The organism is Streptomyces sp. SDT5-1, from assembly GCF_052245995.1.
Lineage (GTDB): Bacteria > Actinomycetota > Actinomycetes > Streptomycetales > Streptomycetaceae > Streptomyces.
In genome coordinates this window covers 6820953-6834391 of the sequence record NZ_CM125963.1, presented here as the reverse complement: position 1 = coordinate 6834391, position 13439 = coordinate 6820953, and the positions used below count along the sequence as shown (strand labels likewise).

11 protein-coding genes are annotated in these 13439 nt (G+C 71.5%); 3 read left to right on the top strand and 8 right to left on the bottom strand.

Going from position 1 to position 13439, the window contains the following annotated elements; all coding sequences use genetic code 11:
- Positions 1-80: 80 nt before the first annotated feature.
- From ACTWJ8_RS31285 to ACTWJ8_RS31270, 4 genes are all read right to left on the bottom strand, one after another.
- The gene (locus ACTWJ8_RS31285; RefSeq protein WP_356373792.1) at positions 81-1139 is read right to left on the bottom strand and encodes a LacI family DNA-binding transcriptional regulator; all 1059 of its coding nucleotides are present in this window, start codon (positions 1137-1139) and stop codon (positions 81-83) included.
- Positions 1140-1292: 153 nt separating this feature from the next.
- Entirely contained in the window at positions 1293-4427 is a 3135-nt protein-coding gene (locus tag ACTWJ8_RS31280) for a glycoside hydrolase family 2 TIM barrel-domain containing protein (RefSeq protein ID WP_443260934.1), read from the bottom strand.
- 102 nt (positions 4428-4529) lie between these two features.
- Positions 4530-5336 carry an SDR family NAD(P)-dependent oxidoreductase gene (locus ACTWJ8_RS31275; protein ID WP_443260933.1) on the bottom strand — a complete coding sequence of 269 codons (807 nt, stop codon included), beginning with the start codon at positions 5334-5336 and terminating at the stop codon, positions 4530-4532.
- On the bottom strand, positions 5333-6451 hold the full coding sequence (locus ACTWJ8_RS31270) for an LLM class flavin-dependent oxidoreductase (protein ID WP_443260932.1): 1119 nt from the start codon (positions 6449-6451) through the stop codon (positions 5333-5335). The genes ACTWJ8_RS31275 and ACTWJ8_RS31270 overlap by 4 nt, the downstream gene beginning before the upstream one ends.
- Before the next feature lie 180 nt (positions 6452-6631).
- Here ACTWJ8_RS31270 and ACTWJ8_RS31265 point away from each other — a divergent pair, with 180 nt between their 5' ends.
- Positions 6632-7687, top strand: coding sequence for a lipoate--protein ligase family protein (locus ACTWJ8_RS31265; RefSeq protein ID WP_356373796.1), 1056 nt, complete (start codon positions 6632-6634; stop codon positions 7685-7687).
- Between the two features lie 17 nt (positions 7688-7704).
- Here ACTWJ8_RS31265 and ACTWJ8_RS31260 read toward each other — a convergent pair whose 3' ends face one another.
- Together ACTWJ8_RS31260 and ACTWJ8_RS31255 are read right to left on the bottom strand one after the other, a co-directional pair.
- A complete protein-coding gene (locus tag ACTWJ8_RS31260) occupies positions 7705-8127 on the bottom strand; it encodes a PPOX class F420-dependent oxidoreductase (protein ID WP_356373797.1) in 423 nt (140 codons plus the stop codon).
- A 339-nt stretch (positions 8128-8466) separates the two neighbouring features.
- The gene (locus tag ACTWJ8_RS31255; protein ID WP_443260931.1) at positions 8467-9342 is read right to left on the bottom strand and encodes a LysR substrate-binding domain-containing protein; all 876 of its coding nucleotides are present in this window, start codon (positions 9340-9342) and stop codon (positions 8467-8469) included.
- A 118-nt stretch (positions 9343-9460) separates the two neighbouring features.
- Between ACTWJ8_RS31255 and ACTWJ8_RS31250 the strand changes: the two genes are divergently transcribed.
- Positions 9461-10630, top strand: coding sequence for an L-talarate/galactarate dehydratase (locus ACTWJ8_RS31250; RefSeq protein ID WP_443260930.1), 1170 nt, complete (start codon positions 9461-9463; stop codon positions 10628-10630).
- Positions 10631-10844: 214 nt separating this feature from the next.
- Positions 10845-11762 (top strand): 5-dehydro-4-deoxyglucarate dehydratase, encoded by a 918-nt coding sequence (gene kdgD, locus ACTWJ8_RS31245; protein ID WP_443260929.1) that lies wholly within the window; start codon positions 10845-10847, stop codon positions 11760-11762.
- A 13-nt stretch (positions 11763-11775) separates the two neighbouring features.
- On the opposite strand, the gene ACTWJ8_RS31240 is transcribed toward kdgD, so the two are convergent.
- Both ACTWJ8_RS31240 and ACTWJ8_RS31235 read right to left on the bottom strand, forming a co-directional pair.
- Positions 11776-12504: a FadR/GntR family transcriptional regulator gene (locus tag ACTWJ8_RS31240; protein ID WP_356373801.1), complete on the bottom strand. Its 729-nt coding sequence runs from the start codon at positions 12502-12504 to the stop codon at positions 11776-11778.
- Between the two features lie 83 nt (positions 12505-12587).
- Complete coding sequence (locus tag ACTWJ8_RS31235) at positions 12588-13355, bottom strand: SDR family NAD(P)-dependent oxidoreductase (protein ID WP_356373802.1); 768 nt, start codon at positions 13353-13355, stop codon at positions 12588-12590.
- Positions 13356-13439 lie beyond the last annotated feature (84 nt).

Below are 13439 nucleotides of genomic sequence, written 5' to 3'. Positions count from 1 at the left end.
AAGTTACGGGCACAGAACAAGGGCGTCAACGCCCTTAACAAAAAAGGCCGTTGACGCCCTTGGGGATCGCCGTAGCGGAGTTACGCGCTCCGGGGCGCGGCCGTGCTGGCCCGCACGACGAGTTCCGTCGCGAGATCGACGCGCGGCGCCGCGGGTTCGACGGATCGTGCCAGGTCGAGCACGGTACGGGCCGCCAACTTGCCCATGTCGGAGAGCGGTTGGCGGACGGTGGTGAGCGGCGGCGCCGACCAGCGAACTTCCGGAAGGTCGTCGAAACCGACGACGCTGAGATCCTCGGGCACGCGGAGCCCGCGCCGCCGCAGCGCCTCGATCGCGCCCAGCGCCATCTGGTCGCTGGACGCGAAGATCGCGGTGGGTGGTTCGTCGAGGTCGAGCAGATGGTCGCAGCCGGTGAACCCGGACGCGTGGTAGAAGTCGCCCGGCACGATCAGCTCGTCCTCGACGGGCACGCCCGCGACGTCCAGGGCCGCACGGTAGCCGTCGAGCCGGGCCCGCGAGCACAGCAGCCGCGGCGGGCCCGCGATGAATCCGATGCGCCGGTGCCCGAGCTCCAGCAGGTGCTCAGTGGCTGACATGCCGCCCGCCCAGTTGGTGGCGCCGACGGTCGGCGCGTCCGTCACCGGCGAACCGGCCGGGTCGATCACCACCAGCGGCACGCGCAGCCGCCGCAGCTCGTCCCTGAGCCCCGGTTCGATCACGGACGTCACGAGGATCACGCCGTCGGACGCGCGCGCCCGCAGATTGGTCATCCACTCCCGGGCGTCGCCCGCCCGGTCGTGGATGGCCGACACCACGGTGCCCACGCCCGCCTCGTGCGCGGCCTCCTCGACCCCCCGGATGATCTCGACGGCCCAGGGGCTGTCGAGGTCGTTGAAGACGAGGTCGAGCAGGGCCGCGCGGTCCCCCGGCGGCGGGGTCCTGCGCTGGTAACCGTGGCGGTGCAGCAGGTCCTCGACGCGGGCCCGGGTGCCGGGCGAGACGTCCGAGCGGCCGTTGACGACCCGCGAGACCGTCGGCACGGACACGCCGGCCTCCCGCGCGATCTCGGTGATCGTCACCTTGGCCGGCCCGTCCGGGCTCCGTGTGGCTGCCTTGCGCTCAGGCGCTTCACCGGCCACGTTCCCCACCTCCGTCGACATGTCCGTCCGGATCCGAAAAACCTCCGGGCGTCTTCCGGAAACCGTAGAACATGCCGACGGTTCGTGGGCAGGTCAAGCCACGGTTGTATGCCGCTTGTTGACCTTCGGCCGGGTCCGGCGGCCGACCGAAGGTCAGGACCCGGCCACGTCCAGGGCGGAGATGCCGATGCCGCCGCTCGCCCTCCCCGGCTCGCGGCTGGTCATCCGCAGCCGCAGGGACCTGCCCCGTACCGCGTCGAAGGTGATCACGGTGGGCTCGCCCGAGCCCTCCGCCCAGGCGATGTCGGCGTCGTCGACGACGGTGTACGTGTCGCCGTCCCCGACCGCCACCTCGATCGCGGCAGGCAGTGCGTGGGTGGCGTCGACGGTGAAGGAGACCTCGACGCGGCCGACCTGACGCGGCTCGGCCCAGGTCACGGAGACCCAGTCGGCGGGGCGGGCCCCGTCGAAGGCGGGCAGCAGGGCGGTGGCGGCCTTGCTGAACGCGTTGGACCACTGGGTCTTCGGGTCGCCGTCGAGCATCGCGGCGGGGAGGGTGTTCGGGGCGCCCGAGTAACTGGCATCGGCGCGCGGGTACGTGGGCGTGCCGGGGCCCGGGTCGGGCGCGAAGGGCTCGACGGGGGTGACCTGCTCCCCCGCAGGTCCGGTGACCCGCAGTGTCGCCTTGCCCTGCTTCAACCCGTCGGCGCGCGCGGTGACGGTGAGGGTGCCGGGCTCGGTCCCGGCGCGCACGATCGCGAGCGCGAGCCCGCGGAACGTGGTGCGGGTGCTCGCCTGGTAGCGCTCGGCGGACTCCTGCTGGCCGTTGTCGACGCCCGCCAAGTGTCCGCCCCTGACGTCGAATTCGAGGAGCCTTGCGGCATCGGGCACGACGACGCCCTTCGCGTCGACGACCTCCGCCGTGACGAAGGCCAGCGCCCGCCCGTCCGCCGCCACCGGCCTCCGGTCCGCCGTCAGCCGCACCGCGTGCGGGGCCCCGGCCGTGCGCAGCACATCGGTCGCCACGGTCTTCCCGCCGCGCCGCGCGACGGCCTTCAGCTCACCGGCCCTGAACGGCACCTTCCACGTCAGGTGCAGTTTGCCCGCGCTGCCGTTCGGCGAGGTGTAACTGCCGGGGTAAGGGCCGGAGGTCACCGTCTTGTCGTCGTGGGTGGCCTCCGTGGTCTCCAGGTACGGGCGGCCGTCGACGGTCTTCTTCTCGTCGAAGGAACGCACGCCCAGGGAACGGCCGTTGAGGTACAGCTCGACCTCGGCCACGTTCGCGTACGCCCACACCTCCACCTCGTCGCCGTCCTCGTGCGTCGTCCAGTCCATCGGCAGCAGGTGCACCATCGGCTCGTCGGTCCACTGGCTGCGGAAGAGGTGGTACATGTCCTTCGGGAAGCCGGCCGTGTCGACCGCGCCGAAGAACGATGCCTTCACCGGGAACACGTCGTACGGGGTGGGCTCGCCGATGTAGTCGATGCCCGACCACAGGAACTCTCCGGCGAAGAACCGCCGGTCACGGTCCTTCTTCAGGCCGTACTCGCCGCTCATGGTCCACGAGGCGAGGTTGTTGTCGTACGAGGAGGTGGCGCGCCTGCCGGGTGTGTGGTTCTCGCCGGTGTTGAGGTGCTCGGGCTCCTGGTACGTGCCGCGGCTCGACGTCTCGGACGAGGACTCGGACTCGAAGAGGAACAGGTGCGGGTAGCGCTTGTGCAGGGCGTCGACAGAGGCCGCGGTGTTGTAGTTGAGGCCGAGGCCGTCGAGGCCCGCGACGATCCTGTCGGCGGGCGAGCCGACGGCGGGCAGCGAGCGGTACTTGTCGGAGCCGATGACGATCGGGCGGGTGCCGTCGAGTTCCTTGATGTCCGCGACGAGGCGTTCGGCCATGGCGATGCCCTCGGTGCGGGTGGAGTCGGGGATCTCGTTGCCGATGGACCACATGAGGACGGCCGGGGAGTTGCGGGCGGCGCGCACCATCTCGGCGATGTCGGCGTCGGAGTGCTCGTCGAAGAAGCGGCCGTAGTCGTAGGTGTTCTTGCCGGTGCGCCAGCAGTCGAAGGCCTCGACGAGCATGATGAGGCCGAGGTCCTCGCAGGCCTCGATCACCTCGGGGGCGGGCGGATTGTGCGAGGTGCGCAGGGCGTTGACGCCCATCGACTTCATGATGGTGAGCTGGCGGCGCACGGCGTCGGGGTGCACGGCGGCGCCGAGCGCGCCGAGGTCGTGGTGCAGGTCGACACCCTTGATCTTGGTGTGCGTGCCGTTGAGCGAGAAGCCGTTGTCGGGGTCGAAGGTGGCGTGCCGGAGGCCGAAGCGGGTGCGGTACGTGTCGACGGTGCGGCCTTCGACGCGCAGGTCCGTGACGAGGGTGTAGCGGTTGCCCGGCGTCTCGACGGACCACAACTCGGGTCTTTCGATCCGCAGTTGCACGTGATCGGTGGCACCGTCCTCGCCCACGCCCGCGAGGGTCGACTCGGTGCGGGCCACGCGGCGACCCTTGGCGTCGCGGACCGTGGAGAGGACGGTGACATCGCGCGCGGTACCGGAGGCGTTCGCCACGGTGGTGCGCACGTCGACGGTGGCGTAGCCCTTCTTCAGGGTGTCCGCGAGGTCGGGCGTGGTGACGAAGGTGCCCCAGCGCTCGACGTGCACGGGTTCGGTGACGACGAGGCGGGCGTGGCGGTAGATGCCGCTGCCCGAGTACCAGCGGCTGCTGGGCAGCCGGTTGCGGACCTCGACGGCGAGCAGATTCGCGGTGGCGCCGTCGACGTGCAGCAGCTCGGTGATGTCGTGGGCGAACCCCGTGTAGCCGTACGGGTGGTGGGTGACGAGCTCGCCGTTCACATACACGTTGGCGTCCATGTAGACGCCGTCGAACTCGACGGAGATCCGCTTGCCCGCGTACGTCTTCGGCACGGTGAACGTCTTGCGGTACCAGCCGAGTCCGCCGGGCAGGAAGCCGGTGCCGCTCGTCGTGTTGTGGTCGGTGGTGGGGGTCTGCTCGATGGACCAGTCGTGCGGGACGGCGACCTTGCGCCATTTCGTGTCGTCGTAGTCGGGGCGCTCGGCGTCGGCGTAGGCACCGGTGGGGTCGGTGATGCCGTCGGGGCTGACCAGCGCGAAGCGCCAGCCGTCGGCGAGTTCGACGGTGCGGCGCCCGACCCCGCCCGTACGGCCTTCGGCGGCGCGGGCCGCGGGCGCGGAGAGCGCTCCCACGACGGGGACGGCCGCGCTCGCGGCCAGGACGGATCGACGGCTGACGGATCTACGACCAGCGGACATGCGGAAATCCCCTCGAAGCCAACAGGACGCGCCACAAACGAACGTGAGCGAACAGATTCTTGTGGGTTCGTGCGGGGTTTCGTCAATAGCCTTACGGAATTCTCAGGTGTCGCCGATCGTCGGATACGGGAACTTCACGCCGACCCCGCCGTCCACGACGAGCGTCCGGCCGGTGACGTACGAGGAGAGCGGCGAGGCGAGGAAGAGCAGGGCGGCGGCGATGTCGGCGGGCTCTGCGACGCGGCCGAGCGGGGCGTTCGCCGCGTTGGCCGCACGCCCCTGCTCGCCGAGCAGCCCGGCGACGCGCGGCGTCCACACGACGCCGGGCGCCACCGCGTTGACCCGCACGCCGCGCGGCCCGTACTCGACGGCGGCCGTGCGCACGAGCGACATCAGGCCCGCCTTGGCAGCTCCGTACGCGCCGTGCAGCGGGGCGGCCGTGAGCCCGGAGACGGAGGCCACGAACACCAGCGGGCCGCCGCCGGCCGCCGCGAGGGCGGCCCCGCCGTACTGAACGGCGAGCCAGGCGTGCCGGAGCACCAGGTCGAAGTGCCACTGCCACGCGTCGTCGTCGAGCGCGTCGAGGGCCGCGTACCGGGCGAGCCCGACGATGTCGACGACACCGCCGACCGCCCCCAACTCCCGCTCTGCGTACGCGAAAAGCTCCCGCACGTCCTGCCGCCGCGTGACGTCGGCGACGTACGCGACGCCGCCCACCTCCCCCGCGACCGCCTCCGCCCGCGCCCGGTCGATGTCCACGCACACGACGCGCGCGCCGACCGAGGTGAGCGCGTGGGCGGCCTGCCGTCCGATGCCGTTGCCCGCGCCGAGGAGGACGAAGAGGCGGCCGTCGAGGCGGTGCAGGGCGGCGTAGTCGGGAACCGGGCTGTCGTCCAGCGGCTCGGTCACGACGAGGCGCCCGGTCGCGGCTGGTACCTGGCCAGTTCGGGGATGACTTCCTTCCCGAGGATCTCGATCGTGCGCAGGATCTCCTGGTGCTCCAGGTACCCCCACTGGACGTAGCAGATGAGCTGGTCGATGCCGAGGTCCGCGTACCGCTTGGCCTTGCGGACGATGGTGTCGGCGTCACCGATGAGGATCATGTCGCCCGCGTCGAAGTCGGCGACGGGGACGTTCCCCTCGATGATCGGATCGAGCAGCGGAAACGTCCGGTCGCGCTCCTCCGCGGACAGGTGCGGCAGCTCCCAGTCGAGGGTGAACTGGGCGAGGTTGCGGTACCACCAGGCGACCGAGCCCCACACGCGGCGCGAGGGGCGGTCGGTGGCGTGCACGAGGGTGTAGGCGGCGACCCTGTCCGTGGTGACGTCCGTGATCGGCCGCGCGGTACGGGCCGCCTCCCGGTACGCGGCGACCTGCCGGCCCATCGCCTCCAGCGGCTGCATGATCGAGAACGACAGGAGCCCGAGCCCCGAGGCGCCCGCGACCTCCGCGGAACCGGCCGATGTGGCGGCCATCCAGCACGGCGGGTGCGGGTCCTGCACGGGCTTCGGGGTCACCATGCGGCGCGGGAAGCGGTACCGCTCGGACTCGTACTGGAAGTACTCCTCGCGCCACATGCCGGTGACGATCTCGACGGCCTCGCGCCAGTCGGCCCGCGACTGCTCCCGGTCGACGCCGAACGCGGTCTGCTCCATCGGGGTCGACCGGCCGGTCCCCCACTCCACGCGTCCGTCCGAGAGCACGTCGACGGTGGCCACCTTCTCCGCGATACGGGGCGGTGGTGTGAAGCCGAACGGGGTGAGGGTGACGCCGAAGCCGAGCCGGATGCGTTCGGTCAGCGCCGCCAGATGGCCGAGCAGCACCTCCGGCGCGGGGCAGTGCGAGCGGCCCTCGCGGAAGTGGTGCTCCACCGCCCACACCGTGCGGAAGCCCATCCGGTCGGCGAGCCGGATCTGCTCGACGGCCTCCCGGTACGCCTGCTGCTCGGCGGCGCGCTGCCCGTGCGGGTGGGCGCCCTGCCAGGGCTTCGGTACGTCGATCTCGTACAGCACGTCGAGGTCCATGGCCGCGCTCCTCCGGTGGGTCGGTGGACCGGTGGGGATGCGGGGCGACGATGCGGGAGATCTGACGAAGTGTCAATAGAGATGGGTGCCGGCCGCGGGGCCGTCCGCGGAACCCGGAATGTCCGGACTCCGGTTAGCGTTGTCCGCGAGGACGGACAACCTGGTGGAAGGCGGCACAGCGTGCACGGCGAGTACAAGATCCCCGGCGGCAAGCTCGTCGTCGTCGACGTGGACGAGGTGGGCGGGGTGCTGCGGAACGTCCGGGTCGCGGGCGACTTCTTCCTCGAACCCGACGACGCGCTCCTCTCGATCAACGGCGCGCTCGAGGGCGCCCCGGCCGACGCCGACACGGCCGCCCTCGCCGCGCGGATCGACGCCGCGCTGCCACCCGGCACGACCATGCTCGGCCTGACGACCGAGGGTGTCGCCACGGCGGTGCGCCGCGCCCTGGCCCAGGCCACGGACTGGCGGGACTACGACTGGCAGCTCATCCACGACGCGCCCCAGTCCCCCGTCCTGCACATGGCGCTCGACGAGGTGATGGTGGAGCAGGTCGCGCTCGGCAAGCGACCGCCGACGCTGCGGGTGTGGGAGTGGGACCGCCCCGCCGTGATCATCGGCAGCTTCCAGTCGCTGCGCAACGAGGTCGACCCCGAGGGCGTGGAGCGGCACGGCGTCACGGTGGTCCGCCGGATCTCGGGTGGCGGCGCGATGTTCGCCGAGCCCACGTCCACGATCACGTACTCCCTCGCGGTGCCCGAGTCCCTGGTCTCGGGCCTCTCCTTCCAGGACTCCTACGCCTACCTCGACGACTGGGTGCTCGGCGCGCTCTCCGACATGGGCATCAAGGCGTGGTACCAGCCGCTGAACGACATCGCCACCGACGTCGGCAAGGTGGCCGGAGCCGCGCAGAAGCGGGTCGCGGCCGGGCAGGGCGCGGTGCTGCACCACGTGACGATGTCGTACGACATCGACGCCGACAAGATGGTCGACGTGCTGCGCATCGGCAAGGAGAAGCTGTCCGACAAGGGCACGAAGAGCGCGAAGAAGCGCGTCGACCCGCTGCGCCGCCAGACCGGCCTCCCGCGCGAGGAGGTCATCACGCGCATGATCGACTCGTTCCGCGCGCGCTACGGCCTGACGGAGGACAAGGTCACCCCGGAGGAGCTGTCCCGCGCGCAGGACCTGGTCGCGACGAAGTTCGGCACGGACGAGTGGACTGCGCGGGTCCCGTAACAGCGGATCGCACCGCCCTACGTACTGGCCTGCTCACTGTCCCGGAACTCCCCCCACCCGTGCCACCGCTCGACCTCCATGACGGCGGTCACGCGCCCGCGCTCCCGGTCGGGGTACGGCCGGCCGGTGTACTGCTGCGACAGCCGGTCGATGTCCACGAGCCCCTTGTCCTCCCGGAACTCGACGACGCGGCCGATGAGCGTGATGTGGGTGTACCAGTTGTCCTTGTCGAGCACGGTGAGGGTGAGCCGGGGGTCGCGCCGCAGATGACCGAGGCGCACGCGCCCCTCGTCCATGTTCAGCAGCACGCGACCGTCGTCCCAGAGGTACCAGGTGGCGGTGGAGACGGGCGCCCCGTCGGCCCTGAGCGTGGCAACGGTGGCCGGATTCGCCCGCTCCAACATGGCAACGGCGTCGGCGGACAACGGCGGCTTGGACACGTCTTCCTCCTTCGAACGTCGAGCTCTTCCACGCCCGACCTTAGTGACACCCAGCCCCACTCGCGCGGCACCGGGGACCACCGGTGCAGGTGAACAAATCAAGCCCCTGCGGCGCTTGAGCAGCGGGGTTTGGGGCGGAGCCCCGAGGCGTGAGGACGGACGACCGGCAAGGGCGGTGCAGCCGGGTAAATCAAGCCCCTGCGGCGATTGAGCAGCGGGGTTTGGGGCGGAGCCCCAAGGGTGCAACGCCGGTGCCGCATGACAGCCCCGCGGGCGTTTGAGGCGCGGGGTCCGGGGCGGAGCCCCGAGGCGTAGGGCGGACTACCGCGACCGGGACCGTTACAGGAGGCGGAGCAGGGCGTGGAGCGCAGGGTTGTCGTTGGCCTTGCGCCAGACCAGGTGGAGCTCGACCGGCGTCGCGTCGGACAACTGCAACGGACGGAACGCGATCCCCGGGAACCGCATCTGCGCCGCCGACTCCGGCACGAACGCGATCCCCCACCCCGCATGCACCATCGCCAGCAGACTGTGCACCTGGCTCAGATACTGCGTGAACCTCGGCCGCACCCGCGCCTCCCGGAAGATGCTGACCAGCAGCTCGTGGAAGTACCGCGCCTCGATCGGCGAGTACATGAGCACGTCCTGCCCGTCGAACTCCCCCATCGGCAACGCCCCGTCCCCCACCGCCAGCGGATGCCCGCTCGGCACCGCGGCCAGCAGCCCCTCCCGGCTCGTCGAGCGCGTCTCCAGATCGGGCCCCGTGCTGGACGGCCGGATCATCCCGAGGTCGAGCGACCCCTCGGTGATCGCCTCCAGCTGATCCCGCGTCACCTTCTCCCGCAGCACGATCTCCGTCCCCGGCATCGACGTCCGCGCGACGTCGAGCAGCGGCCCCAGCGCCGAGTACGCGCTCGCCGCCGTGAACCCGACCGCGATCGCCCCCGCCTCCCCCGTGGACACCTGCCGCGCCGCGAGCGCCGCCGCCTCGGCCTGCCGCAGGATGGTCCGCGCCTCATTGAGGAACGCACGGCCCGCCGGCGTGAGCCGCACCGTCCGGTTGGTGCGGTCGAGCAGCTGGACGTCCAGCTCGTGCTCCAGGAGCTGGATCTGCCTGCTGAGCGGAGGCTGGGTCATCCGCAGCCGTTCCGCGGCCCGCGTGAAGTGCAGTTCCTCCGCGACGGCCACGAAGCTCGCCAGCTGCGCAAGCGTGAACAACGATGCCCTCCAGGTATTGGATCATCCAAAAACTATGTTTGACGTGGATCAATCGCCGACCATAGCGTCAACGGGAACCAACGGCACACACCCCCAGGGATTCGCAGTGGTGACCAGCATGTCCGCAGCCAGTTCAGCCGCCTTCCGCCAGGGCGAGGCGACCCTCGACACCATCGCCTGGATCAGGCTCTCGTCCGTCACGCTGCCCCTCGCGACGCCGATCAGCGACGCCAAGGTGCTCACGGGCCGGCAGAAGCCGATGACCGAGGTCGCGTTCCTGTTCGTGGAGGTCGAGACGACGCAGGGCCACTCGGGCGTCGGTTTCGGCTACTCGAAGCGGGCCGGCGGCCCCGCCCAGTTCGCCCACGCGAAGGAGATCGCCGACAACCTGATCGGCGAGGACCCCAGCGACATCGGCCGGCTCTGGACGAAGCTGGTGTGGGCGGGCGCGTCGGTCGGCCGCAGCGGCGTCGCCACGCAGGCCATCGCCGCGATCGACATCGCCCTGTGGGACCTGAAGGCCAAGCGGGCCGGGCTTCCGCTGGCCAAGCTGCTCGGCGCCCACCGCGACTCGGTCCAGTGCTACAACACCTCGGGCGGCTTCCTGCACACGCCCACCGACCAGGTCCTGGAGAACGCCTCCGCCTCCCTGGCCAGCGGCATCGGCGGCATCAAGATCAAGGTCGGCAACCCGGACCGCAAGGCCGACCTCGCCCGCCTGACCGCGGTCCGCGAGCACATCGGCGACGACGTGCCGCTGATGGTCGACGCCAACCAGCAGTGGGACCGGCCGACCGCCCAGCGGATGGGCCGGGCCATGGAGGAGTTCGACCTCGTCTGGATCGAGGAGCCCCTCGACGCCTACGACGCGCAGGGCCACGCCGCGCTCGCCGCCTCCCTCGACACCCCCGTCGCCACCGGCGAGATGCTGGCCTCGGTCGTCGAGCACGTCGAGCTGATCAAGGCGAACGCCTGCGACATCATCCAGCCGGACGCCCCGCGCATCGGCGGCATCACCCAGTTCCTCAAGCTGGCCACGCTCGCCGAGCACCACAACCTCCAGCTGGCCCCGCACTTCGCGATGGAGATCCACCTGCACCTCGCGGCGGCGTACCCGATCGAGCCGTGGGTCGAGCACTTCGACTGGCTGGAGCCGCTGTTCAACGAGCGCATCGAGATCAGCGGGGGCCGCATGCACGTCTCCTCGCGGCCCGGCCTCGGCATCACGATGAGCGAGCAGGCCCGCGCCTGGACCGTCGCCACGCACGAGGTCGGCAAGCGCCCGTAACCCGCCCCACCGCTCCCCCGCTCTCTGGCGCGGGCCCCGCTGACGGACAGCGCGGGGCCCGCGCCAGAGTCATGCCCGGACACTTCCGCCAATACCTGCCGGGTATCACTGGATGCAAAAACAGTGTTGGACGCGCATGAGTGACGCCTCGTAATGTCGCACTCACACCCTCCCTCCACCGACCTCACCACCCTTTGGCAGGAGCAGACCACTCATGTCCTCGTTCACCCCGGCAGAGCTCGGCGCCCGCATCGGCTCGGGCCTGCTGTCGTTCCCCGTCACCCACTTCACGGCCGACGAGCTCGCGTTCGACGAGCCCGCCTACCGCGCCACCATCGAGCGCCTGTCGCGGTACGAGGTCGGCGGCCTGTTCGCGGCGGGTGGCACCGGGGAGTTCTTCTCGCTGACCGCCGCGGAGACGGAGCGGGTGGTGACCGCCGCAGTGCAGGCCGCGCCCGACGGCACGCCGATCCTCGCCCCCGCCGGCTACGGCACACGCACCGCGATCGAGTACGCGCGGGCGGCCGAACGGGCGGGCGCCGACGGCCTGTTGCTCTTCCCGCCGTACCTCACCGAGGCCTCGCAGGACGGCCTCGCGGAGCACGTCGAGGCGGTGTGCCGGTCGACGGGCCTCGGTGTCATCGTCTACGGCCGGGCCAACGCCAAGTACACCGCCGACAACCTGGCCCGCGTCGCCGACTCCTGCCCGAACCTGATCGGCTTCAAGGACGGCGTCGGTGACATCGACGCCATGACCCGCATCCACACCAAGCTCGGCGACCGCCTCACGTACATCGGCGGCCTGCCCACGGCCGAGACGTACGCCCTGCCGTACCTCGAACTCGGCGTCACCACCTACTCGTCGGCGATCTTCAACTTCCTGCCGGAGTTCGCCCTCGACTTCTACGCCGCCGTGCGCGGCCGCGACCACGCCACGGTCCTCAAGCACCTGCGGGACTTCGTCCTCCCGTACACGGAGATCCGCAACCGCAAGGCGGGGTACGCGGTGAGCATCGTCAAGGCGGGCATGACGGCGACGGGCCACCCGGCGGGTCCGGTGAGGCCGCCGCTCGTCGACCTGGACGAGAACGAGCTCGCCGAGCTACGCGCGCTGATCGGTGCGGCCGACTAGAGCCCCCGGGACGTCAGCGCCGCCCCCGTAGCCACTGAAGATCCCGCGCGGCCTGGGCCAGCAGCGTCCGCATGGCCGACTCCGCCGCATCCGGGTCACCCGCACGCACCGCGTCCAGGACGGCGCGGTGGCTCGGCACCGGGTCCTTGGGGTGGCGGCCGGTGCCGTGCACGAGGCGGTCGCGGTGGGCGAGGCCCGCCGCGATCACCATCTCCATCCGTTCGAGCAGCTCGTTGTGGGAGGCCCGCAGCAGCGCCCCGTGGAAGGCGAGGTCCGCCTCGACCGCGTGCGCGGCGCCGTCCTCGCCCTCCCGCCCCATCGCTTCGAGGGCGGCGTCGAGCGCGGCCAGGTCCTCGTCGGTGCGGCGGCGCGCGGCGAGCCGCACGGCGGCCGGTTCGACGATGCCGCGCACCTCGTCCAGATCGCCGAGGAGCGGGTTGCCCGCGCCCGCGGAACGTCCGCCGTCGACCGACTCGAACTGCCAGCGCAGCACGTCCGCGTCGAGCAGATGCCAGTCGGCGCGCGGCCGCACGAACGTGCCGCGTTTCTGCCGCGCGTCGACCATTCCCTTCGCCGCGAGCACCTTCAGGGACTCGCGCAGCGCGGTGAGGCTGACGCCGAGTTCGTCCTGGAGCGCGCCGAGGTCGAGGGTGTCGCCCTCGCCGATCCGGCCGCTCAGCACCCGGTGCGCGATGGTCTCCACGGTCTGTCCGTGCACTCCGCGGCGCGCGTACCCCGCCATGCCCCCACCTGCTGTTCTCTCGTCGTCTCAGGCCGTCAAGTATCCCTGCGCAACCGGGAGTTCACCCGGTTTCCCGCACACGTTCACGCCGAGGACTTCACCACGCTCCAGCCGCCGTCGACGACGAGGCTGGTCCCGGTGACGTAGGACGCCTCGGGCGAGGCGAGGAAGGCGATGGCGGATGCCACCTCGTCGGGCCTGCCGAAGCGGCGGGCGGCGGTCGCGGCGACGCTGGCGGCCCGCTCGTCCTCGGGCACCCGGTCCCACACGCCGGTCAGGATGGGGCCCGGCAGCACCGTGTTGACCCGCACCCACGGCCCGTACTCCACGGCGAGCTGACTGCTCAGGGACAGCAGTCCACCCTTGGCCGCCGCGTACGCGGGGTGTCCCGGAATGCCGTGCCGGGCGTGCACGGAGGAGACGAGGACGACCGCGCCCTCGTGCTCGCGCAGGTCGTCGACGCAGGTGCGGACGCCGAGGAAGGCCGCGGTGAGGCCGATGGACAGCTGTCGGTTCCAGGACTCGGGCGACGTCTCGTGCGCCGGGGCGACCTCGATCCGCACGGCGTTGCCGACGAGGACGCCGACCGGGCCGAAGGTGTGCGCCGCCGCCAGTGCCTCCTGCCAGTCCTCCTCGCGTGTGACGTCGGCGCGCACGAACGCGGCCCGGCCGCCGTCCCCGCGGATCTCCTCGGCGACCTCCGCGCCGTGCCGCTCGTCGATGTCGGCGAGCACGACGGCGGCGCCCTCCGCGGCGAGCCGGCGCGCGGTGGCGGCGCCGATGCCTGCTGCGGCGCCGGTCACGATCGCGGTGCGGCCCGCGAAGCGGTCGGTGGCGGGCGGGGCGTTCATGGTGTCCTCCTGGTCCGTCGACTGCGGCTCATGATCGTCAACTGTCCGGTCGTGCAGAGGGGTTGACCCCCTCACCCCCCGCTC